Origin of the sequence: Sorangium sp. So ce363, from assembly GCF_051520435.1 — a bacterium.
Taxonomy (GTDB): Bacteria; Myxococcota_A; Polyangia; order Polyangiales; family Polyangiaceae; genus Sorangium; species Sorangium cellulosum_B.
Window position 1 is genome coordinate 4,056,617 of the sequence record NZ_CP150333.1, and the last position, 23,184, is coordinate 4,079,800.

Annotated in this window: 17 protein-coding genes; 7 read left to right on the forward strand and 10 right to left on the reverse strand. The window is 71.7% G+C overall.

The genetic code is table 11. The features are described 5' to 3' along the window. Position 1 precedes the first annotated feature (1 nt). The 5 genes from pstA to WMF12_RS15510 form a co-directional block, all read right to left on the reverse strand. A complete protein-coding gene (gene pstA, locus WMF12_RS15490) occupies positions 2 to 913 on the reverse strand; it encodes a phosphate ABC transporter permease PstA (RefSeq protein WP_012235575.1) in 912 nt (303 codons plus the stop codon). After that, positions 910 to 1,893: a phosphate ABC transporter permease subunit PstC gene (pstC, locus tag WMF12_RS15495; RefSeq protein ID WP_437872309.1), complete on the reverse strand. Its 984-nt coding sequence runs from the start codon at positions 1,891 to 1,893 to the stop codon at positions 910 to 912. Before pstC ends, pstA begins: the two co-directional genes overlap by 4 nt. Positions 1,894 to 1,973: 80 nt before the next feature. Continuing rightward, positions 1,974 to 3,083 (reverse strand): phosphate ABC transporter substrate-binding protein PstS, encoded by a 1,110-nt coding sequence (gene pstS / locus WMF12_RS15500; protein ID WP_437872310.1) that lies wholly within the window; start codon positions 3,081 to 3,083, stop codon positions 1,974 to 1,976. Positions 3,084 to 3,179: 96 nt separating this feature from the next. After that, complete coding sequence (locus WMF12_RS15505) at positions 3,180 to 4,676, reverse strand: ATP-binding protein (RefSeq protein ID WP_437746425.1); 1,497 nt, start codon at positions 4,674 to 4,676, stop codon at positions 3,180 to 3,182. A 7-nt stretch (positions 4,677 to 4,683) separates the two neighbouring features. Further along, complete coding sequence (locus WMF12_RS15510; RefSeq protein ID WP_012235579.1) at positions 4,684 to 5,379, reverse strand: response regulator; 696 nt, start codon at positions 5,377 to 5,379, stop codon at positions 4,684 to 4,686. Positions 5,380 to 5,705: 326 nt separating this feature from the next. Between WMF12_RS15510 and ndk the strand changes: the two genes are divergently transcribed. From ndk to dapE, 4 genes are read left to right on the forward strand one after another with little or no spacing between them, the layout of a single operon-like run. Continuing rightward, positions 5,706 to 6,140, forward strand: a complete 435-nt coding sequence (gene ndk / locus WMF12_RS15515) for a nucleoside-diphosphate kinase (protein WP_437746426.1) — start codon at positions 5,706 to 5,708, stop codon at positions 6,138 to 6,140. After that, positions 6,140 to 7,033 carry a hypothetical protein gene (locus WMF12_RS15520; RefSeq protein WP_437872311.1) on the forward strand — a complete coding sequence of 298 codons (894 nt, stop codon included), beginning with the start codon at positions 6,140 to 6,142 and terminating at the stop codon, positions 7,031 to 7,033. Before ndk ends, WMF12_RS15520 begins: the two co-directional genes overlap by 1 nt. A 42-nt stretch (positions 7,034 to 7,075) precedes the next feature. Beyond that, entirely contained in the window at positions 7,076 to 7,951 is an 876-nt protein-coding gene (locus WMF12_RS15525) for a 2,3,4,5-tetrahydropyridine-2,6-dicarboxylate N-succinyltransferase (RefSeq protein ID WP_012235582.1), read from the forward strand. After that, a complete protein-coding gene (gene dapE / locus WMF12_RS15530; protein WP_437872312.1) occupies positions 7,948 to 9,051 on the forward strand; it encodes a succinyl-diaminopimelate desuccinylase in 1,104 nt (367 codons plus the stop codon). The genes WMF12_RS15525 and dapE overlap by 4 nt, the downstream gene beginning before the upstream one ends. A gap of 96 nt (positions 9,052 to 9,147) precedes the next feature. Here dapE and WMF12_RS15535 read toward each other — a convergent pair whose 3' ends face one another. From WMF12_RS15535 to WMF12_RS15545, 3 genes are all read right to left on the reverse strand, one after another. After that, positions 9,148 to 10,140: a sensor histidine kinase gene (locus tag WMF12_RS15535; RefSeq protein WP_437872313.1), complete on the reverse strand. Its 993-nt coding sequence runs from the start codon at positions 10,138 to 10,140 to the stop codon at positions 9,148 to 9,150. Positions 10,141 to 10,362: 222 nt separating this feature from the next. Beyond that, positions 10,363 to 10,791, reverse strand: a complete 429-nt coding sequence (locus WMF12_RS15540; RefSeq protein WP_012235585.1) for a response regulator — start codon at positions 10,789 to 10,791, stop codon at positions 10,363 to 10,365. A 228-nt stretch (positions 10,792 to 11,019) separates the two neighbouring features. Continuing rightward, on the reverse strand, positions 11,020 to 11,484 hold the full coding sequence (locus WMF12_RS15545) for a response regulator (protein ID WP_012235586.1): 465 nt from the start codon (positions 11,482 to 11,484) through the stop codon (positions 11,020 to 11,022). Positions 11,485 to 11,828: 344 nt separating this feature from the next. On the opposite strand from WMF12_RS15545, the gene WMF12_RS15550 reads away from it, so the two are divergent. After that, on the forward strand, positions 11,829 to 12,650 hold the full coding sequence (locus WMF12_RS15550) for a sensor histidine kinase (protein ID WP_437872314.1): 822 nt from the start codon (positions 11,829 to 11,831) through the stop codon (positions 12,648 to 12,650). Positions 12,651 to 12,770: 120 nt separating this feature from the next. After that, the gene (locus WMF12_RS15555) at positions 12,771 to 16,835 is read left to right on the forward strand and encodes a hypothetical protein (RefSeq protein ID WP_437872315.1); all 4,065 of its coding nucleotides are present in this window, start codon (positions 12,771 to 12,773) and stop codon (positions 16,833 to 16,835) included. A gap of 218 nt (positions 16,836 to 17,053) precedes the next feature. Here WMF12_RS15555 and WMF12_RS15560 read toward each other — a convergent pair whose 3' ends face one another. Together WMF12_RS15560 and WMF12_RS15565 are read right to left on the reverse strand one after the other, a co-directional pair. Then, complete coding sequence (locus WMF12_RS15560; protein WP_437872316.1) at positions 17,054 to 19,081, reverse strand: DsbA family protein; 2,028 nt, start codon at positions 19,079 to 19,081, stop codon at positions 17,054 to 17,056. Between the two features lie 411 nt (positions 19,082 to 19,492). Further along, the gene (locus WMF12_RS15565) at positions 19,493 to 19,987 is read right to left on the reverse strand and encodes a hypothetical protein (RefSeq protein ID WP_437872317.1); all 495 of its coding nucleotides are present in this window, start codon (positions 19,985 to 19,987) and stop codon (positions 19,493 to 19,495) included. Between the two features lie 291 nt (positions 19,988 to 20,278). Between WMF12_RS15565 and WMF12_RS15570 the strand changes: the two genes are divergently transcribed. Then, complete coding sequence (locus WMF12_RS15570) at positions 20,279 to 23,134, forward strand: protein kinase domain-containing protein (RefSeq protein ID WP_437872318.1); 2,856 nt, start codon at positions 20,279 to 20,281, stop codon at positions 23,132 to 23,134. Positions 23,135 to 23,184 lie beyond the last annotated feature (50 nt).

Below are 23,184 nucleotides of genomic sequence, written 5' to 3' on the forward strand. Positions count from 1 at the left end.
TTTAGCGCGCCTTGACGCTTCGCGACGTGGCGATACGCGCGAGCAAGTTCAGGAGGAAGACGATGACGATCAGCACCAGGGCGCCGGTCCACGCCTCTTGCTGCCATTTCGGGTAGGGCGAAGTAGCGTTCCGCCAGATCTGCACCGGCAGCGAGGCGATGGGGCGGTCGATGGCGAAGCTCCAGTACGATGAGCCGAGCGCGGTGAGGAGCACCGGCGCGGTCTCGCCGGCGATGCGGGCCACGGCGAGCATCACGCCGGTGCCGATCCCGGGCGAGGCGGTCCGGAGCACGACGAGGAGGCTCGTGCGCCACTCCGGCACGCCGAGGGCGAGCGACGCCTCGCGGAGGTGGGCGGGCACCAGCTTGAGCAGCTCCTCCGTCGTGCGGGTCACCGTCGGGAGCATCACGATCGCGAGCGCGATGCCGCCCGCGAGCGCCGAGAAGCGCTTCATCGTGACCACGACGAGGGCGTAGACGAACACGCCGATGGTGATCGAGGGGACGCCGCCGAGCACGTCGGCGATGAACCGGATGGCGGCAGCGAGCTTGCCGCGCCCGATCTCGGCCAGGTAGATGCCGGCGAGGATGCCCGTCGGCAACCCGATGCCGCAGCCGATGGCGACGAGGATGAGCGTGCCGACGACCGCGTTGCCCATGCCGCTCCGCTCGTCGCCGACGGGCTTCGGCAGCTGGGTGAAGAAGTCGAGGGACAGCCCGCTAAGGCCTTTGCTGACGACGTAGACGAAGATCAGAAACAGCGGGACCAGGACGACGACGGCGCTCGACACGCAGAGCCCTTCGAAGAAGTAGCTGCGTACGCGGCGCAGCGTCTCGCCGGGCGCGGGCTCGAGCAGCGTGCGCCGGGGGGCGCTCGTGGGGCTCGCCACGGGGACAGGGGTGTCGCTGTTCATGCGCGCTTCTCCAGCTTGCTCTTGGTCGAGCTCACGAGCCACCGGGCGAAGAGGTTGAGGAGGAGGGCGACCCCGAAGAGGAGCAGCGCGATCTTGGACAGCGCCGATACGTACATGTCGCTGGTCGCCTCGACGAACTCGTTGGCGATGACGCTCGCCATCGAATAGCCGGGGTGGAAGATCGACGCGCTCACCTTCGGGACGTTGCCGATCATCATCGTGACGGCCATCGTCTCGCCGAGCGCCCGGTTCAGACCGAGGATGATGGCCCCGATGATGCCCGAGCGCGCCGAGGGGAGGACCGCGTAGCGGATCGTGTCCCACGCGCACGCGCCGAGGCCGACCGCCGCCTCGCGGTGCAGCTGGGGCACCGCCTGCATCACCTCGCGCGACACCGACGTGATCGTGGGGACGATCATGATGGCGAGGATGACGCCTGCGGCGAACATGCCGAAGCCGAGCGGCGGGCCCTCGAAGAGGGGGATGTAGCCGAAGTACTTGATGATGACCGGCTCGACGGTGTCCCGGAGCCAGGGGCGGAGCACGGCGATGCCCCAGAAGCCGTAGACGACGCTCGGGATCGCCGCGAGGAGCTCGACCATGAACCCGAGCGGCTTGCGGATCCGGTGGGGGGCCAGATCCGACAGGAAGATCGCGAGACCGAGCGAGACGGGGACGGCGATCACGACGGCGATCAGCGATGTGACGACCGTGCCGTAGACGAACGGGAGCGCGCCGAACTCCTCGCGCGCAGGGTCCCACACGGTCCCGCCGAGGAACCCCAGCCCGAACTTGTCGATGGCGAGCCGCGACGATCGGATGAGCTCCAGCACCATCAGCGCTGGCACCGCGAGCACCGTCAGGCCGAACATCGTCAGGATGGCGCGGAACGCTCGATCTGCTCCGCGCGCGCCATGTGGCGCATCGCTCTGTGGCGCGGGCGAGGCGGCTTGTTGCATCGGGACTTCTACGGTGCTCATGGACCTATCCTGCGCTCCTGCGCGCACGCCAGCCGCGCACGGCGGGGCGCCGTTCGCGCGGCTGACGCGCATTCCTGGGGTCATGGGACGAGCAGGGGCTTGCCGTCAGGGCCGACCAACGCGGCGAGCTTCTTGTTGACCTTCTCGACGACCGCCGCGGGCAGCGGGGCGTAATGGAGGTCGTTCGTGAACTTCTGGCCGTCTTGCATCGCCCACTTGATGAAGTTGGAGAGCACCTTGCCCTTCGCGAGGTCCTTCTGCTCCTGGTACACAAGGAGGTACGTGAAGCCGGCGATGGGGTATGCGTCCTCGCCCTCGGCATTCACGAGCGAGATCCGGAGGTCGTCCGGCATCTTGGCGGCGGCGCCGGCGCCTGCGGCGGTCGTGCTCTCCAGCGACGGGGTGATGAACTTCCCGCTCTTGTTCTTGAGCGAGGCGAACGTGAGCTTGTTCTGCATCGCGTACGCGAGCTCGATGTAGCCGATCGAGGCGGGCGTGCTCGTGATGAGGGCGGAGACGCCGTCGTTGCCCTTGGCGCCGAGGCCGCCAGGCCAGTTGACGCTTGTCCCGGTCCCTGGTCCGCTCTTCCACTCCGGGCTGACCGCGCTCAGGTAATCGACGAAGATCTTGGTCGTTCCGCTGCCGTCCGAGCGGTGGACCGTCGCGATCTCCTTGTCGGGGAGCTTCACGTCCGGGTTCTCCTTCTGGAGGGCCGGATCGTTCCACTTCTTGATCTTGCCCAGGAAGATGTGCGCGGCCGCCTCCGGCGTGAGCTTCAGGCCAGACGCGACACCCTCGAGGTTGTAGGTCAGCACGACCGCGCCCAGGCACGTCGGCAGGTGAAGGAGGCCGGCGGCCTTCCCGAGCTGCTCCTCGTTCATCGGCGCATCGGAGGCGCCGAAGTCGACGGTCCGCTCGGTGATCTGCCGGATCCCACCCCCGGAGCCGATGGACTGGTAGTTGATCTTGACCTTGGAGTTGGCCTTCTGGAACTCAGCGATCCACTTCGTGTAGAGAGGGTACGGGAACGTCGCACCCGCGCCCGTCAAGGTGATGTCCCCGTCAGCGGTCGGCTGCGGCGCGGTGTCCTTCTTCGCGCCGGGGAGAGAGCCGGTTTCTTGGGGGGCATCGGAGCGACCGCACGCCGCGGTCAGGAGGAACATCGCCAGGGTGAGCAGAATTCGAGCCATGCACAGCAAGGCGTAGTCGAGGTTTGTGACAGCTCCGTGACGGCAAGGTGGAACAGCGAGCACCGCGCTTTCCTGGCTTTGCGTGGTTCGCGTGGATCACCCGGCGCGCGCCAGGCGGACGGTGAACTGGGTGCCGCGGCCGATGGCGCTCTCGACCTCGATCGAGCCGTTCATCAGCTCGACCAGGTGCTTCACGATGGCGAGGCCGAGACCGGTGCCGCCCAGATCGCGTGAGCGGCCGGCGTCGACCCGGTAGAACCGCTCGAAGATGCGGCCCAGGTGGTGAGGCGGAATACCGGGGCCATCGTCGGCGACGGCGAGCGTCACCTGCTGATCGGCCGAGCGCGCCTTCACCGTGACGTGAGCTCCCTCGCCCGCGTACTTGATGGCGTTGTCGAGCAGGTTCATGAGCACCTGCTCGAGCGCGCGGCGGTCGCACCGAACGGGCGGGAGCGCGGAGGCGTCGACTGTCAGCGTGACCCTGCGCCGGCGCGCCGCCTCGGCGAGCAGCTGCGTGACGTGCTCGATAGCGGGGGCGATGTCGAGCTCCGACAGCGCGAGGCGGAAGTTCTTCGCCTCGATCTTGGAGAGGTCGAGCAGGTCGTCGACGAGGTGGCGGAGGCGCTTCGCGTGCCGATCGATCACGTCGACGAACTCGGCGGCCTCGTCGGGGTCCTTCAGCGCGCCGAGCTGCAGCGTCTCGGCGGCGGTGCTGATCGCGGTGACCGGGGTGCGCAGCTCGTGGGACACGTTGGCGACGAAGTCGGTCCGGATTGTCTCCAGCCGGCGGAGGTCGGTGACGTCGTGGAACACCGCGATGAGCCCCGGCTCGGCGGACGCGCCGTCGTGATCCGCGCCCCACGCGGCGAGGGCCTCGCGCTCATCGTGCCCGAGCCGCTCCGGGCCCTTCCGGCGCGACACGCGCACGAGCAGCCGCCTCGGCAGCGTCCGCCCGAGCTCGACCTCGACGTCGACCGGCTCGTCCCGCTTGCCGGCGAGCTGGATCGCCTCGGTGAGCCGCGCGTTGCGGATCGACTCGATGACCGATCGACCGAGCGCGTCCTCGCCGAGGGAGGCCATCGCGCGGAGCGCGCGGTTGGCGAGGAGGATCCTCCCGTCGCGATCGAGCACGAGGACGCCCTCGCTCATCCCGTCGAGGATGCCCGCGAGCAGGGCGCGCTCCGTCCGGACCTCGGCGGTCGAGCGGGAGAGCTCGCTCGTCAGGTGGTTCAGCGCGCGCGCGAGCTGGCGGAGCTCGCCCGAGCCGCGCAGCGGGGCGCGCGTCGACAGGTCGCCCTCGGACATCGCCTGCGCGAAGCGGGTCAGCCTCCGGATCGGGCGCGTGACGAAGAAGGCCGTGGCGGCGCCGACCGAGACGGCGACGACGATCACGGCGCCCATGCCGAGCAGCAGGGCGCGCCGCGAGCGAAGCAGGGCGGCGTCGACGGCGGCGCGCGGGCTATGCTCCGCGAGCAGCGCCGCTTCCATATCGCGCGCGGCGAGGCGCTCGATCGGGACGCCAGCGACGAGGAGGGCGAGCACCGTCCCCGCCGCGAGCTTCGCGCCGATGCCCAGCCCCCTCGGCAAGCGCATGGGCCCTCTAGGCGACCTCGGGCTCGGCGCGGAACCGGTAGCCGACGCCGCGCACGGTCTCGATGTAATCGCCCGCCGCCCCGAGCTTCTCGCGGACGCGCTTCACGTGGGTGTCCACGTTGCGCGCGGTCACGTCGACGTGCGAGCCCCACACCTCGTCGAGCAGGAGATCGCGCGACAGCACGCGCCCGCGGCGATCGTAGAGCATCATGAGCAGGCGGAACTCGAGCGCGGTCAGCGCGATCTCGGCCTCCTGAACCCAGGCCCGGTGCGCGGCGCGGTCGACCCGCAAGATGCCGAAGTCGAACTTCTCCGGCGCCGACGCCGGGCTCTCCGAGCGCTTGAGGATCGCCCGGGCGCGCAGGATGAGCTCGCGCACGCTGAACGGCTTGACGACGTAGTCGTCGGCCCCGAGCTCGAAGCCGACGATCCGGTCGATCTCCTCGCCCTTGGCCGTGACCATGATGACGGGCACCGCCGAGGTCTGCGGGTTCTGCTTGAGGCGGCGGCAGATCTCCGTGCCCGACATGTCCGGGAGCATCAGGTCGAGCAGGACGAGATCGAACCGCTCCTCCTTGACCGCCCGGAGCGCGGTCTCTCCGCTCCCGGCGGACACCACATCGAACCCGGCCTGACGGAAATTGTAGGTGAGAACGCGCTGCAGGTCGCGCTCGTCCTCCACGATGAGCACATGGCTCGGCATGGCGGATGTATGTAGCAGCGCATTGTGACAGCTTGATGGCGATCGCGCGTGTCGCGCGTCGCCCTCGCGAGACGGAATTGCGACAAGGACGAGGTGGAGCGCGAGCGCGAGGAGAGCGCGGAGAGGCGAGACAGACGTCGGGCGGATCGGACGCGGCCGATCCGGGGGCGCGGCCGGGAGAGCAGCCTGGAGCGGTGCGGCGGGATGGACAGCGATGACGGAAGCGCGGCCGGGCGGCGGATCGTGCAGCGAGGCGGGCGGCGGACTCCCAGGACGGAATGCGTGGCGCTTGCAACGCTCGGCGTTTTCGCCTAACTGGGCCGCCCATGGCCCTCGAGCGAACTCTCTCAATCATCAAGCCTGATGCGATGGAAAAGAACACGGCCGGCGCGATCGTCGCCCGCCTCGAGCAGGAGGGCTTCACGGTCAAAGCGATGAAGCGCATCCAGCTTACCCGCGCGGAGGCCGAGGGCTTCTACGCGGAGCACCGGGGGCGCGGCTTCTTCGACGAGCTCGTGACGTTCATGTCGCGCAGCCCCATCCTGGTGATGGCGCTCGAGCGCGAGGACGCGGTGGCGAAGTACCGCGAGGTCATCGGCGCGACGGACCCGGCCAAGGCGGCGGCGGGGACGATCCGCAAGCTCTACGGGGCGAACGTGGGCGAGAACGCGGTCCACGGGTCCGACAAACCGGCGACCGCCGCGCGGGAGATCGCCTACTTCTTCGCGGGTTACGAGGTCGCCCCGAGCGCGACGGCCTGATGCTCGGCGAGCGGCTCGCGGCTGCGCTCGGCGCGGCGCGGGACGGCGCGGCAGGCATCGAGAGCTTCGCGCACCTGCTCGGCTCGCGCCGCGTCGGGCCGCGCGGGGTCGCGCTCGCGCTGCCGGAGGTGTGCGAGGGGTGCGCGGCGCTCGTCGTTGCCCTCGACAGCCTGTCCGCGGCGGTCCGCGACGGCTTCGTCGAGACAGACTCCGCCGCGGCGGCCGACGCCGCGGCGGCCGACGCCGCCTGCGCGGTCCTCGGCCACGCGGGCGTCGAGGTCGCGCGCCTCACGGACGAGCTGTCCCGCGCGGCGGCGGGCGCCTCGCCGCCGCGCGGCTCTGGCCGCGGCCGCGCGGATCGCGGCGGCTCCGAGCGCGGCATCGACGCGCGGCAGCGCCTCGGGCTCGAGGCGTCGGTGCGCAGGACTGCCCGGGAGCTGAGCGGCGCGCTTCGCCTGTCCGAGCTCGTGATCGCGACCCTCGAGCTGCGCCCGACGCCGCTCGATCTCATCGACGTGCTCCGCAACTGGAGCGCCGCCCCGGCCGAGGGGCGGCCCGTGGTCGGCATCTCGATCGCCTCCTCCGATGGCCGCGCCAACGAGGTGGAGGGCGACGTGCGCGCCGTGAGCGGGCTCATGGAGCTCGCGGTCGGCATGGTCAGCGCCGCGGGCGTGGCGAGCCCGCACCTCACCGTGTCTCGCCTCTCGGACGGGCGCTCGATGGTGCGCATCGCCGAGCGCGGCCCGCGCGAGGGCGCGCCGGCGGTCGCCCTCGACGTGGTGCTGCGCGACGGCGGCGAGCGGGCGGCCGCCGTGGCCCGCGTCGTCGCGCGCCGCGCGCGCATCGAGCTCGTCGAAGGGACGGGCGGGCGCGTCGTCACCATGACGTTCTGACCCCGGTGCCGGTGCTGGCTCGGCCGTGCTAAAGGCGGCGCCATGGCCACCGAAGAATCCATGAAGTCCCTCGTTGAGGCGGCGTTCCGCGACCGCGAGCTCCTCCGCTCGCCCGCGCACGAGGCCGCGGTCCTCCGCACGATCGAGTGTCTCGATCAAGGCCTGCTCCGCGTCGCCGAACCCGACAAGACCGCGCAGGCGGGCGGCGAAGGCGCGGCGTCCACCGGCGAGGGCGCCCCGCACAGGTGGGTGACGCACGCGTGGATCAAGGAGGCGATCCTGCTCTACTTCTCGCTCCGCGGCATGAGCGTGATGGAGGTCGGCCCCTTCGAGTTCCACGACAAGATCCCGCTCAAGCGCGGCCTCGACAAGGCGGGCGTGCGCGTCGTCCCGCCGGGGACGGTGCGCTACGGCGCGTTCCTCGAGCAGGGCGCGATCGTGATGCCCGGCTACGTGAACATCGGCGCGTGGGTCGGCTCGGGGTCGATGGTCGACACCTGGGCGACGGTCGGCAGCTGCGCGCAGATCGGGCGAGGGGTGCACCTCGCCGGGGGCGTCGGCATCGGCGGGGTGCTCGAGCCGCCGGGGGCGCGGCCGGTGATCATCGAGGACGGCGTCTTCGTGGGCTCCCGCGTGATCGTCGTGGAGGGCGTCGTGGTCGAGGAGGAGGCGGTGCTCGGCGCCGGCGTGGTGCTCACCGCGTCGACGGCGATCCTGGACGTCACGGGGCCGGAGGTCGTCGAGCACCGCGGCCGGGTGCCCGCGCGCAGCGTGGTGATCCCGGGAACGCGGCCGAAGCGCTTCCCCGCAGGGGAGTTCTCGATCCCCTGCGCGCTCATCATCGGCAAGCGGAGCGAGGCGACGGATCGCAAGGTGTCGCTGAACGCGGCGCTGCGAGATTTCGCGGTGCCGGTGTGAGCGCGCGCTCCGACGCGGCCGCGGCGGCCGCGGCCGATCTCGCGGACACGCTGCTCTGGCTCTGCTCCGTCCCGTCGCCCACGGGCGAAGAGCAGGAGCTGTGCTGCGCGGTGGCGGAGCGGCTCGGTCGGGCTCGGCTCGCCGCGCCGGTGCGCCGCCACGGCGACTCGCTCGTCGTGCAGGTGACGCAGGGCACGGGCGGCCCGAAGATCGCGCTGGCCGGGCACCTCGACGTGGTGCGCACCTCGCACGACGGGCCGCCGCGGATCGAGGGGGATCGCCTCTACGGCCCCGGCGCGAGCGACATGAAGTCAGGGCTCGCGCTGATGCTCGACCTCGTCGAGGGCGAGCGGGAGGCGATCGCGGGCGTGGATCTGACGCTCGTGTTCTACGCGCGGGAGGAGGGCCCGTACCTGGAGAACGAGCTCGCGCTGGTCATCGAGCGCGAGCCGGACCTCCGCGCGCTCGATCTCGCGGTGTGCCTCGAGCCGAGCGACAACCGGCTGAGCCTCGGCGCGAGCGGGTCGCTCCACGCGGGGCTGACGTTCCGCGGGCGGACGGCGCACAGCGCGCGGCCGTGGCAAGGGGAGAACGCCATCTACAAGGCAGGCCCGCTCCTGTGCGAGCTCGCCGCGCTCGCGCCGCGCGAGGTCGAGATCGACGGCTTCGTCTACCGAGCCGTGACGACGGCGACGATGGCGCAGGGCGGGCGCGGGCGGAACGTCGTTCCGGACGAGTTCACGATGAACCTGAACCACCGCTTCCCGCCTGGGACGTCGATCCAGGAGGCGCAGCGGACCATCGAGGCGCTCGTGGACGGCCGCGCCGAGATCGCCTGGCGCGACCTCAGCCCTTCGGCGCCGCCGCACGCGTCGCACCCGCTCGTCGTCGCGCTGCGCGAGGCGGGCGTCGCCGCGGTCGAGCCGAAGCAGGCGTGGACCGACGTGGCCCGCTTCGCGGAGCTCGGAGTGCCTGCGGTCAACTTCGGCCCCGGCGAGAACGCCCAGGCGCACCAGCGCAACGAGTGGTCGTCGCTTCGAAAGCTGTCCGAGGGTCGCACGATCCTCCGCCGCTGGCTCTCGGCGCTCGGACCGGCCTGACGCCGCGCGCACCCGCTGCGCGCGCTCCGTGTCAGGGGGGGAGCCCGCCTGATCGCGCGCAGCGTTCGGGGCGCGCCCCGGTGACTCTCGTGCCCTTCAGGTGGCTGTGCGCACCGAGAGCCCGGCGGCGGGGATGGTGAAGAAGAACGTGCTGCCCTGGCCGGGCGAGCTCTCGACCCAGATCGTACCGCCGTGGGCCTCCACGATGCCCTTGGTGACGAACGCCGCGAGCCCCATCCCTTGTCCCATGGGCCTTCGAGGGGGCGCGTGGCGGGCGAAGAGCAGCGGTTGCTGATCCGGGGAGATGCCAGGTCCTGTATCGGAGATCGAGAATCGCGCGTCGGTGCCCGACGGCTCGGCGCGCACCGTGATGCGTCCGCCCTTCGGCGTGAAGCGCATGGCGTTGCCGAGCAGGGTGGCGATGACCTGGACGATGCGCTCCCGATCGCACGCGATGGGCGGCAGCTCGTGCGGTAGCTCCTTCGCGATCTCGAGCGGCTTCAGCGCGACCGTGGGCGCCACGAGCTCGATCGCCTTGTCGAGGATCGGCTCGACCTCGTGCGCGCCTTTGCCGACCTTCAGCGAGCCGCTCTCGATGCTCATGGCGTCGACCAGGTCCTGCGCGAGCTGGTTGATCTCGTCCGCTGCGCGGGTGATCGCCTCGAGCTGCCGCCTACCCGGGCCCTCCTGAGGGACGGATCGCATCAGCATGCGGGCGCTCACGACGATCACGCTCAACGAGTTCCTGAGGTCGTGAGAGATGGTGGATACGGTCTCGCGCAGGATGCGCTCTGCCGCCTCCGCGCGGCGCTCGAGGAGCTGGCGCTGCTCCTCGATAATGCGCTCGCGCTTGGCCGCGTCGCCCCGCGGGGCGAGCCGCTCCGCGTCCGCCTTCGATCGCCTGGGCGCCCTGGCGCGCAGGGTCGCCGGTCCCGCGGATCGAGGCCCGCTCGCCGCAGCGGACGTCGAGCCCCGCTTCGGAGCGCGCAGGGGCGCCGCCGTGGTGCGCCCGCGGAGCGTGCGGCCGTGCGCTGTGTCCGCGCCGTCCGTTGCGTTCTTCCCGGCTTTTTTTCTCGTCACCCCCGCCATTCTTGTCCCCTTGTGCCTCTCAAGCCCTCAGTTAGCCAGAAAGACCGCACCGAGAATAGTCAGGTGGTGCCGCAGTCAAGTCCTGGCAGCGCGGGAGCGCAGGTGCGCTATTCGCGGTCTCGCCGCGGTCTCGCCGCGGTCTCGCCGCGGTCTCGCGCCTCGCGGATCTCGCGAGCGCTGTGTAGGTTTCGTCGATTCCGTGGAGAGGGGATTCGCGGCGCGTCAGGGCGCGCTTTCCGGCTGCGATGACGCGCTGCCGCGCGACAGGAGGCGGCGAATCTCGAGCACGAGCGTGTCCGGCAGACACGGCTTCGTCAGGAAGGCGTCGCACCCCGCGTCCTTCGCCTCGCGCGAGTGCCCCGCGAGCGTGTGACCTGTGAGGGCGACGATGGGGATCCTCATGGTGCGAGGATCGCTCTTGAGGTGGCGCGTCGCCTCCCAGCCGTCGATCTCGGGGAGCGAGAGGTCCATCAGGATGAGGTCCGGGATCAGCTCGAAGGCGCGGTCGAGCGCCTCGCGCCCCGTCGCCGCCTCGGCCACGCGGAACCCGGAGAAAGACAAGTACTCCGCGAACATCTCCCGGTTGTCCTGGAAGTCGTCCACGACCAGGACGAGCGGCGAGACCGCGTTGTCATCAGACTTCACTTCCATCCCAGTGAACCTTTCCATTCCTCGGCGCGCCGCGCCGCCCGATCGGTCGTAAGGGGCTCCGGCATCGCTCGCCCGGCCTCTCACGCAGGGTCATGTAGGGGGGCGATCCGCTCGGGTCACGTCATGTTTGTATACCTGATTGCGGGCATAATGCCGGGCATTTCCCCTCCCGCGCAGGGGTTATCCTGCATTTGCCCTGAAGGGGTTTCAGGTTGCTCCTGACGTGGCCTAGGTAGGTCCGTAGGGTCGGCGGACGCCGACGATCTCGTGGAGCAAACGAGCGGCGCTGTCCCAGTCGACCGGCTTCACGAGCACACCGTCGAACGCCGAGGCGTTGAGGGCGGCGCGGGCCTCGAGATCGCGCCGGCCAGTGCACGCGAAGATGGCGACGTGCTGGGTCGCCGGATCGGCGCGCAGCGCCTCGGCGACGACGAAGCCGTCGATGCCGGGCATCCTCAGGTCACACAGGATCACATCCGGCACGTCCTGCGTCGCGAGGAACACGCCACGCAACCCGCCGGCGGCCCGCTCTACCAGGAAGCCGTGCGCAGCGAGCGCCGCCTCCGCCATGACGAGGAAATCGGGATCATCATCGACGATGAGGACCCGGCGCCGCCGCTCGATCACCAGGGTATCCTCGTCTCCCTGCTCGTCGTGATGCTCGGTGAACTCTCTGCGCTCTGCCTCGGACATGCTCCCCCGCTCGTGGCTCGGCTGACAGCGCTCCCCAGGTGCTCGGGCTTCGATGCGCTGATGCGCGGAAGCATGACCATGGAACCATGGAAGGAGAGCAACGGCCTCCCGCCGGCGTTTCTGGAAAGGCCCCCCCGCGCTGGTGGAGGCGGAACCTGAACCCCAGGTACACCTTGTGCCCAGGTCGCTTATCCGCAACCATCAACTGTCCAGCGCAGATGGGGGTCTCTGCGCGGTTCACCCCCAGCCTCCGGCGACCGCTGTTTCGGGGCAGCCCCGACGACAGTTGGCTTGCTCGTCTGATGCTCGCGGTCCGCGCTGCTGCATATTCGGAGCAGGCGTTTATGTGGATGGATGACGAGTTCTTCGCGCGTGTGGGCCACGATCTTCGGGGCGAGCTGGCGACCATGCTGGCGGGGGTCCACTATCTCCTGCGTTACCAGAAGGACCTCGGGGCGGCGCCGCGGGACATGCTGGAGCGCGTGCGCGGTGCGGGCGAGCGGCTGAAGCGGCTGCTCGACGAGTTCGACAACTCCATCTGGCTCCGCGCGGACGCGAGCCGTCCCATGGCGATCGCCTCGTGCGATGCTGGCGAGCTCGCCCGCCGCGCGGCGGGGCATCTCGAGGAAGCGGCCACCGCGCGTGGCGTGCGCATCTCGTTCGATGCCGAGCCCGACGGGGGCGCGCCCGTGGAGGGGGATCCGGAGCTGCTCCGGGTGGCGATCGAGTACGTGCTCGGCTTCGCCATCCTGCGCTCGCGCGATCGCCCCGTGCAGATGCGTGTCTCGATCTCCGGCGGTGAGGCGGTGGTGACCGTCATCGACGAGGCCGGCCCCGTCGCGCCCGAGCCGCTCGCCCGGCTGCTCGATCCGTTCGGCGAGCGGGGGGCGATCCCCGCCGACCCTGTCGCGCCGCGCCGTCGAGAGCGGCTGGGCCTCGGGCTCGCGATCGCGCGTGGCATCCTCGGTGCGCACGGGGGCGGGCTGACCGTGGAGCCGTCGTCCGAGCGCGCGGACGGCGGCTCGACGGAGCCGGCCTCGGGGCTCTCCGCGACGGGGCTGCGATTCACGTGCTCTCTCGGCGGCGTTCGGCGGGGCTCTCCCCCCGGCTCGCCCGAAACGACGGGTCGCGGCCGCGCGGCGAACGCGAGCGGCGATGACGGATGAGATCCCGCCCTGGGCTCGCAACGCGCGGATCGTGTCCGATGAAGACTTCGTCTAGGATGGACGGGGTCGCACGTCGCGAGCGTGCTCCAACTTCCACCGCCCACCGATGAATGCGCCTCGATGCCGACGCTGAGCTCTCTCCTCGTGCAGCATGGGGTTACCTCGATGCGGGTGGTCGAGGAGGCGATCGCCCGCCAAGTGCTCCACGGCGGCGATCTCGCCACGAATGTGCTGGAGCTGGGTGCGGTGCGTGAGCGAGAGCTCACGGCGCTGCTCGCGGAGAGCCTCGGGCTCCCGCCCGCCGTGGGCCGGCTGCGGCCCGCGTCGCCCGAGGTGCTCCGGACGATCCCCGTCGATCTCGCGGTCCAGCACCGCGTGTTCCCCCTCGACGTACGCGCGGGCCTCGACGTGGCAGCGACGGGAGCCCCGCAGCGCGAGGCGACGCTCGTCATCGCCACGGCAGAGCCCCTCGCGTTGCCCGTGGCGGAGGAGCTGAGCTTCGCGCTGGGGGTCAGCCTGCGGCAGCTCGCCGCGCCGCTGGTGCGCATCCGCCAGGCGCTCGCCGAGCACTACGGCGTGGCCCTGGAGCGGCGGTTGTCGCGGCTGGTGAAGCAGCTCGACGCGCGCGCCGAGCCGAGCCCCAACGAGTCGAGCGCGTCGAACCTGGCGAACCAGCCTGGCCCTGCGGTCGCCGCTGCGGTCCCGCCGACGGCGGCGCCGCCGCCCGCCTCACCTGCCGGCACCGACGCGGCTCCACACGCGGCGGTCGACGCCAGCTCGTCCGCGCAGATCGACACGAGTTCGCCCGCCGAGGTCGTCGCGGATCCATCGGCCGAGCTCGTTGCCGCCTCGCCCCCTGGCGCCGATGCGGATTCACCTGCAGGCGTCCGCCCCACGTCGCCTCCAGGAGTCGAGGCGGCTACGCTGGCCAGCGTCGATGAGCCCGAGGATGCCGCTGAGACCCAGCAAAAGCGACCCAGCATCGAGGATGCACCGACGGTCGAATCGCTGACCTCTATCTACGACGAGGACACGGTCGTCGCGGACGTCGCGCTCAACGAGGCGGTTCCCACGCCGAGGAAGCCGCCGCTCCACGAGATGGATGACGAGCCGACGGTCGTCGCTGCGTATCCGCTCGATCTCTCCTCGCTCCGCTATCCCGAGGCGCACATGCCTCGGGTCGAGGCGGTCGCTTCACAGCGCGCCGCGCCAGCTCCTGGTGAGGCGGCCGCGCATACCCGCCAGGCGGCCGCGTTGCAGGAAGAGCCGGCGATCGAGCCGGCAGTGCCGACGCCGCGCTCCGAGCAGCTCGCGCCGAACCTTTCGCTGCTGGCGCCATCGGAGGCCGTGCGCACGTCGCCGCGCGTGGAAGCCCCGGGGCCGCCGGTCGAAATCCCGGAGCCGGCGGCAACAGCAGCGGCCTCGCCGGCGCCGGCGCTGTCCGGCGTGCGTTCGCCAGTGCCAGGCACTCAGCTCCTGACGGGCTGGCTGAAGCGGGCCTCTGCTGCACACCGGCCTCAGCAAGAGCCGCTGCCGCGAGCCGCTGCGGCGCTCCAGCAGCAGCCCCACGGATCCGCATCCACGGCGTCGACAACGGCGGCATCGGTACCCGCAGTATCGACACCTGAGGCGCCGGTACCCGTGCCGTCAGCGCCTGCGGCGCCGGCACCCGCGGCGTCGGCACCTGCGGCAACTCCGGCGGAGCGACGCGAGCTCTCCTCGAGCGCACCGGCGGCGAAGGTCGCCATGCGCGAGGCGGGACGGTCTGCATCCGCTTCGCAGAGGCGGAAGGGCCCCTTCACGCTGGCCATGGCCGAGCAGGCGCTCGCCGCCGTCGGATCGAGCGAAGAGGTGCTCGGCGTCCTCTTCGACTTCGCTCAACAGTACTTCGAGTACACGGTCCTGTTCACGGTGCACGGCGAGCGCGCTGAAGGCCGCAACGCTTCAGGTCCAGGCGCCGAGCGCGAGCGCGTCACGAAGATCGCCGTGCCCTTCGAACGTCCGAGCGCCCTCGCCAGGGCGCGCGCGCTCCGCGCGCCGGTCGTCACCGCCGTCGCCGGCAGCGCGCCTGACGCCGAGCTCCAGCGCGAGCTCGGCAGGAAGGTCCATGCGGCCGCCGTGGCGGTCGTCCCGATCGTCGTGCGCGGCCGCGTCGTAGCGCTCGTCTACGGCGACGACGGCGCCACCTCGGTCGAGCTCTCGAGCATCGGAGACCTCATCGCGCTCGCCGGCATCGCGGCGACGGTGCTGGAGCGGCTCATCCTGCGGAAGAAGCAGAACCGCAGCGGCGGAGCCCAGCAAAGCGACGGCCCAGCGCCCCACGAGGCCGTCACGCCTCAGCAGAAGGCGCCCGCGCCGCAGCATCCCGCGCCCGTGCCTCCGGAGGACGCCGCCGCGCGTTCGGAGGACGCCGCTGCGCCGATGGACGAGCAGGCCACGGAGGGACCGCTCTCCCTGCGCACCCGCGCCGCGCTCATGGAGCTGAGCAGCATGGTCCGCGCGGACGCGCATGTCGCCGCCGCGGGCGCGCAGCTGCCTGCGGCGGATGCAGACCGCGACGCGGGAGAGCCCCCGCCCGCCGGCTCCTCCGACGTCGCGCCGCAAGCCGTGCGGCCGCAGGGCGGCTGGACCACGGAGGACGGCGCTTCTGGGATCGACGCCGTCGCGCGGGCCTTCGGCCTTCGCGGCACCGGCGTGGAGACCGAGCCCGTGCGGCCGGACGAAGGTGTCGCGCATGCGATGGCCTTCAGCTCGACGATCCCGCCGGCCCCGACGCAGCACGCGCAGCGCATGGGCTCCGAGCCGCAGTTCCGTTCGGGCCTCGAGGTGGACGCGGACGTCGTGTCCGGCACGGCCGTCACGGCGCCGATGATGCCGGCGGTCACGCCGCCGATGATGCCGGCGGTCACAGCGCCGATGATGCCGACGGTCACGCCGCTGCCTGCGCCGCGCGCCGCGGCGTCGTCGGCGCCGGCGATCATCGACGAGATCCCCGACCTCGAGATCCCTGCGGCGCCGGTCCCTTCGGCGTCGGAGGACCTCGATCTCGGCGAGCCGGAAGAGGCGCGGACGAAGCGGTACTCACGGCCTCCGTGGATGCTCGACAGCTCGATCACGCCGGGCGCAGAAGAGCACCGGGAGCTCGGGCCGGCGCCGGCCGCGGGGCGGCCCTCATGGCGCCGCCGTACGCCTGTTGCCGTCGAGAGCGCCACGGCGTACGCGAGGCCCCCGTCCGAGCGGCGCGCCGCGGTCTCGCCGTCGCCGGCCGGCGACTTGCGCGCGGAATACAACTCGCTCCTTCAACATGTCCTCGCGGGCGGCGAGGCCGGCGCGAGGGCGTTCGCCGAGCTCGTGCGCAACGGCGACACGGCGATCTCAATCGTCGCCGCGCGGTTTCCCGGTCCGCTCCGGGTCGATCGTCAGCGCTTCCGTGAGCAGCTCGCCGGCCCGGAGGGCGCCGCGATCGTCGCCACCGTGCCCCCCGCCTCCCAGTGCGGGCCGCTGCTCGAGCTCATCGTCGCGATCCGGCGCCCGGCGCTGCCCTTCATGACCGTGCGGAGCGCCTCGCCCGATCCCGAGGTGCGCCTGTGGGCCACGCACGTGCTCGGCGAGCTGACGTACCCGGAGGCCGCCAACGCGCTGCTCCCACGGCTCTTCGACGACAGCATCGCCGTGCGGCGGATCGCGATCCAGTCGGCCGCCTCGCTCATCGCGGCGCCGCCTGCGGGCGGCCCCATCCTGCAGGGGCTCGATCACATTGCGCGCGACCGCGAGGAGGCGTCCGCGCGGCGGCTCGCGGCCATCGAGACGATGTCCGAGATCCGCTCCGGAGCCAGCGTGCCGGCGCTCATCAGCGCGCTCACCGATCCTCACGAGGCGATCGTCGAGGCGGCGGCGCGGGCGCTGGTCGTCATCACGCGGGACGATCACGGCCGAGAGGCGCGCAGGTGGCTGTCGTGGTGGTCGAGGAACGGCGAGCGCCATCGCATCGAGTGGATCATCGACGCGCTCACGCACGAGAAGCCTGCCATCCGCCGCGCGGCGATCGACGAGCTGAAGGGCGTCACCAAGGAGTACTTCGGCTACTACGAGGACCTGCCGCGGCAGGAGCGGGAGGCCGCCCAGGAGCGCTACCGCGCGTGGTGGATCTCCGAGGGGCGCTCACGGTTTCGCACCACCGGCTGAGGCCGCAACCACGGAGCGGGTGGCGGCGGGCGGGCGGCTCGCGGCGCCGCCTCTCGTGGGAGCGGCGCGCCGACGCCTCACGGGCGACGCGCGCAGAAGGAGATTGAGCCCGCGTCGCGCGGGGAGGCGGGCGGCTCAGCCGCTCAGCGGGAGCCGCCCGTCGGGTGGGATCAGGGAGGGTCAGGGGAAGGGGAGAGAGCGAACCGCGCAGCGGCGGTTCACTTCGGCGCGGCGGGGGCGGCGGCCGGCTGCGTGGCGGGCGCCGGCTTCTTGACGGGCAGCCCGGCAGGCGCGGTCTCGCCGGCCTCCTTCATGGCCTTGTCGATGAGCTTCTTGAACTTCGAGAACGGCTGCGCGCCGCTGATGAAGTAGCCGTTCACGACGAACGCCGGCGTCCCGCTGATCCCCGCCTTGTCCGCCACGGAGTTCTCGGAGTCCACGAACGCCTTGTGGGTGTTCGCGTCGAGCGCCTTCTTGAACTTCGTCATGTCGAGGCCCTGCTCCTCGGCGTACTTCTCGAGCGAGGCGCGCGAGAAGGCGTCCGGCTGCCCCTGATTCTTGAAGAGCACCTCGTGGTACGCCCAGAACCCGGCGTTGCCCTTCTGCGTGTAGGCCTCCTGCGCGGCCTCGGACGCGAGCGGCGCGTTTTTGTGCATCGGCAGCGGCCGGTGGCGCCACACGATCTTCAGCTTGTCGCCGTAGGTCTTCGAGATCTGGGAGACCGTGTCCTCGACGCGCTTGCAGAACGGGCACTCGAAGTCCGAGAAGACCTGCATCACGACCTTGGCCTTCTCGCCGCCCTTCCACGGGCTGTTCGGCGCCGGCGCGGAGACCTCCTTGCGCTCGGGCGGCGGCGGCTCCTTGCCGTCCTTGATGATCTCGGCGTAGAGGTCCTTGGCGGCGACGCCCTTGGCGAGCAGCGCCTCCGACTTCTTGATCTCCTCGTCGATGATCGTCTTGAACTTGTCGATCGGCTGCGCGCCGACGAGCCGGCGGCCATTGATGAAGAAGTGCGGGGTCCCGGACGCCTGCAGGTCGTCCGCGAGCTCCTGATCGGCGGCGATGGACGCGCCGAACTTCTTGGTGGCGATCGCGGCCTTCACCTTCTCGACGTCGAGCCCGAGCTCCTTGGCGTAGCCGAGCAGGTCGTCGTCGCTGAGCTTCTGCTGGTTCTTCCAGAGCAGGTAGTACGCGTCCCAGAAGCCCTTCTCGCCCTTCTGCGCGCGGGCCTCCATGGCGAGCTCAGCCGCGGGTTCGGCGCGCTGGTGGAACGGGAGCGGGTTGTTCTTCCAGACGAACCGGACCTTGTCCCCGTAGGTCGTGAGGATCTCGTCGAGGGTCGGGACGACCTTGGAGCAGAACGGGCACTGGAAGTCGGACCACTCGACGATGGTGACCAGCGCGGTGGCCGGACCCTTCGCGGGGGCGTCGCCGACGGGCACCTTCCAGACGGTCTTGTCGTCCTCCTGCGGGCGCTCGCGGTCCTTCTGCGGCGGCGCCTTCGCCTTGTTCTCCGCGGCGAGCTTCGCGTACACCTTGTCGGGCTTGGTCCCGGCGGCGACCGCCGTCTGCGCGGCCTTGAGCTGCTCGTCGATGACGGACGTGAACTTGTCGATCGGCTGAGCGCCGCTCAGGAACACGCCGTTGATGATCGAGGCGGGCGTGCCGGTGACGCCCGAGCTCTTGCCGACCGCCATGTCGGCGTCGATCTTGGCCATGTACTCCTGCCGATCGAACGCCGCCTTGAACTTCGCCCTGTCGACGCCGGCGTCGCCGGCCCACTTCTCGAAGTTCTCGGGCGTGAGGCTCTTCTGGTTCTGGAAGGCGAGCTCGTGGAACTTCCAGAACGCCTTCGAGCCGCCGAGGCGGAACACGGTCTCGGCCGCGAGCGACGCCGGGCGCGCGTTCTTGTGGAAGGGCAGCGGGTTGTTCTTCCAGATGATGCGCAGCTTCTCCGGACCGTACTTGTCCTTGAGCTGGTTGATCGTCGTCTCGACCTTGCTGCAGAACGGACACTCGAAGTCGCTGAAGACGACCATCGTCACCGGCGCCGCCCGCGTGCCCCACATGGGGTCCTTCGACGACACCGGGACCGCCGCGTCCTCGTCGGTCCACGGCTGACCATCCTCGACGGCCGCCGAGATCTCATGCCCGCGCGAGCCGGCGCTCCGATCGATGCTCCACATCAGCCCCATCCCTGCGATGAAGCAGAGAAGAAAGCCGACGATGGCTGTTCCCTTGTTCATGATGTTTCCTCTCTCAACGTGGTGGGGCTCCGCCAGGCGGGCCCCTCCTTCAACGCGGGCGCGGCACCGGGTGCAGCGCCCGCGACAAGATCGCCAATCGTGAGCTCCCGGGGCGGCGAACCACCCCGGGCCAAGGGAGCCGTCGCCGCGTGCGCGCGGCGCAGCCCCCGGCGGAGCGCCAGGGCCGCTCTCGACCCCTCACGCCGGCGCCAGCGACCGGCCTCGGGCGCGGCTGGCACGTCACCTCGAGAGGGCGAGCCTGCGCGACGTGGGACCGGACCAGCGCCTAGGAGGCTCGGGTCAGACCGGCAAGCGCTCCGGACCTCGCGGCAGCGCCGCCCTCGCGCCGAGAGCTGCGGTCCACGAGAGACCACGCGGCGCGAGCGGGTGCGGGCTGCCGGCGAGCTCGCCTCATCGAGGCGGGTGGTAAACGCCCTGCGCGATGCCGGGACGCGGTCCTCCGGAGACCGCCGCGAACGAGAAGAGCGAGAGCGGCGCGCACGGGGCAGGGAGGACGAGGTCAGGAAGGAGCAACGCCTGCTGCGGGGCGCTGGAGAGCTCGCTCACAGGGCCGGGGTGCCGCGAGTTCGGCCCGACCATCGGGCCGCCATCGCTCCTGGCGCAGCCTGGCGCCGCGTCGATCCGCGCGTCGGTGATCGGGAGGGTGCGGGGCGGAGCGACCGAGGAAGCTCCGCGGGGATCGCAGATCGGCGCGTCCCTCGTCTCGCCCGTCGCGCCGTCGACGCTGGTCAAGACGGTGCACGACGGCTCGTCCGGCGGGGCGACGATCGTCATCCGGTCGTCCTCGCACACCGGGACGATCGCAGCGCGCGCTGTCAGCGGCAGGACCAGCGCCAACGCGAACGTCAGCACGGTCATCAGGCGCTGGACAGCGTGTCGCGACATCCCTCGTCAAGGATTAGCCGAGGCGTGCAGGGAGAGCAATGGCCCGGATCCCCGCGGGAACGCGGCACTTCGGGGTCTTCCTGGACGGATCCCGACGCTTCTCCAGGATACCGCCCGGAGGACGCCACTTGTCGACAGGGTGTGGATAACCCTGTGGATAAGTTGGAGATCCCCTGTGTCGAAACGGTGGTTCGAGCGGCCCGCGCCAGCAGGAGCACGGCCGGTTTCCGCGTCGCGCAGCGGTTCGCGCGAACTTGGCCCACCTTGTCCTACATCCGGTAGGTTCGCTCCATGGCGAACTCCTCCGCGACCGTGCCTCGCCCGGTTCCTCCGCCCTCGCACGAGCCCACCAAGAGCGGCTTCGCTGCGGACGATGTTCCCCGGCCGCTCGGCCGTTACGTGCTCCTGCGACGCATCGCTCGGGGAGGCATGGGGGAGGTGTTCCTCGCCTCCACGACCGGGCTGGAAGGGGCGGAGCGCCCCGTCGTCGTGAAGATCATCCGTCGCGAGCACGCGTCCGATCCGAGCTACATCGCCCGCTTCCTGGACGAAGCGCGGGTGCAGGCGCAGCTCCAGCACTCCGGTGTCGCGCAGGTCATCGAGGCGGACGTCGACCCCGCGACGGGGGAGCCTTACGCGGTGGTCGAGCACGTCGAGGGCCGGAGCCTCGGCGAGGTCCGGGCCCGCGCGGTGCAGCTCGGGCACCGCTTCGACTGGGCGGAGGCGGTCGCGATCGCGACGATGATCGCCGAGGCGCTCGCCCACGTGCACGAGCGCAGGGACCCGTCGGGCGCCGCGCTCGCCATCGTCCACCGCGATCTGTCGCCGCAGAACGTGATGCTCGGCTTCGCCGGCGACGTGAAGATCATCGATTTCGGCACCGCCCGCGGGCAGAACCGGCGCTGCCACACGGTCGCGGGCGTCGTCTTCGCGAAGCCGGGCTACGTCGCGCCGGAGGTCGCCAACGGCGACCCGGGCGACGCGCGGGTCGATCTCTATGCGCTCGGGATCATGCTCTGGGAGCTGTGCGCGGGGCGCCGGTTCCTCCAGGGCGACGCGCAGACGCACATGGCCGCGGTCGCGCGCAACCAGAACGACCCGCCGCCGATCGCGCTGTCGCTCGGGGCCCCGTCGGCGCTCGACGCCGCCATCGGGCGGCTCACGGCCTTCGACCGCGAGGCCCGGTACCCGTCGAGCCGCGCCGCCGCGCGCGACCTCGCCGCGCTCCTCGGGGCGGCGGTCGCCCTGCCCGGCGGCGAGCGCGGCGTGCGCGCGCGGGCCGCGCACCTGATGCAGCGCCTGTTCCCTGGCGAGCCGGGGCGCTCGCGCGGCGAGTTCGCGGCCCTCGTCGCCGCCGCCAAGGCCCATCGCGCCACGGCCGTGACGCCGGTGAGCCCGCGCGCGGAGGCCATGGCCTCCGCCGAGCGCGTGGACGACGGCACGCTGCCCGGGACGCGCTACCGGCTGCTGCGCGAGATCGGGACGGGCGCGAGCAGCACCGTCCACGAGGCGGAGCACGTCGATCTGGGGCGCCGCGTGGCGCTCAAGGTCGTCTCGGCGGAGCACTCGGCGACCGACTTGATCGCGAGCCGTTTCCGCCGCGAGGCCCGCGTCCTCTCGCGCCTCTCCCACGAGCACCTCGTGAAGGTCCACGATTTCGGCATGGCCGCGGACGGCCGGCTGTTCTGCGCCATGGACCTCCTCGAGGGCGAGACGCTCGACGCCCTGCTCGTCCGCGGCGGCGCGATCGACTGGAGGGACGCGCTCGCGATGGCCGCCAAGGTGCTGAGCGCGCTCGAGCTCGCGCACGCCGAGGGGCTCGTCCACCGGGACATCAAGCCCGAGAACCTCTTCATGACGCGCCCGCGCGGCGCCGAGGGGGCGCTCTCCCTCGCGGACGCCGGCCTGAAGCTGCTCGATTTCGGGCTCGCGAAGCGCCTCTCCGAGGATCGCGGCGAGGCCTATGGCGTCGCGGACGAGACGGGCGCCGGCGAAGGGCCGGCCCGGGCCGCGGTCGCGATCGTCGGGACGCCCGAGTACATGGCCCCCGAGCAGGCCGCGTCGGGGCGCATCGACGGGCGCGCCGACCTCTACGCGCTCGGCTGCGTCCTCTACGAGATGCTCACGGGGCGCCTGCCGTTCGTCGAGCAGAGCCTCGTCGCGCTGATCGACGCGAAGATCAAGGGCAGCCCCGAGCGCCTCCGCGAGCGCGCGCCGACCCGGCAGATCCCGACCTTCGTCGACGATCTGGTGATGCGCGCGCTGGCCCGTCACCCGAGCGTCCGCTTCCAGAGCGCCGCCGAGATGCGAACGGCCATCCTGGAGGCGCTGGGGCGACCTGCTCGCGCGCGCACCCGCCGCCGCGCGCTGGGGTTCGCCGCGGTCGCCGCCGCGATGACGCTCGCGGGCGTGCTGGTCGTCGGCAAGGGGCGCGAGCTGGTGGCCCGTGTCCCCGCGGTCGCTGCGCTCGTCGGCGCTGCGGGCGAGGCGGCCGCGACGTCGGGTGATGCGGCGCAGCCCGCCGCGCCGGCGATCGCCGCGGAGGCGCCGGCGATCGCCGCGGAGGCGCCGGCGATCGCCGCGGAGGCGCCGGCGATCGCCGCGGAGGCGCCGGCGGCAGCCGCGGAGGCGCCGGCGGGCGGCGCGCTCGCGGCAGCTTCCTACGCGCCGGCGTCCGTCGCGGCAGCTCTCGCAGCGGCCAGCGCGGCAGGGCAGGGGAGCGCCACGCCTTCGGCCCTCGCGGCTGTGCCCGCCGCCGGCTCCGATGCCGCCGCGCCCCGAGAGGGAGCCGCGCAGCCTGCGGCGGTCGTGTCGCCTGCGCAGGCCGCCATCGCGAAGAGCGACGCGGCGAAGCCGCCTGCGAGGGACGAGTCCGCCCGGCGCTCCTCGGCGATGACCGCGCGCGCGCCGGCGCCGAAGGCCGCCAAACCTGCGGCGCGCGGCGCGGCGGATCGCGCCTCCCGCGAGGTCGCGAAGCGCGAGCCGAAGGCGCGCGAGCGATCGTCCTCGTCCGTGGCGCGCGAGTCGGCCGCGCCGACACCCGCGCGTGGCGAGGCTGACACTGCGGCGAAAGAGGCGCACGAGGATCGCAGCGAAGCGAAGCGGCGCCGTCACAAGCGGCGGTCCCGGGTCGCGAAAGCGGAGTAGCCGCGCGTCGCGCGGCGCATTTCGCTCGCGCATGGGCTGCGGCGTTGTAT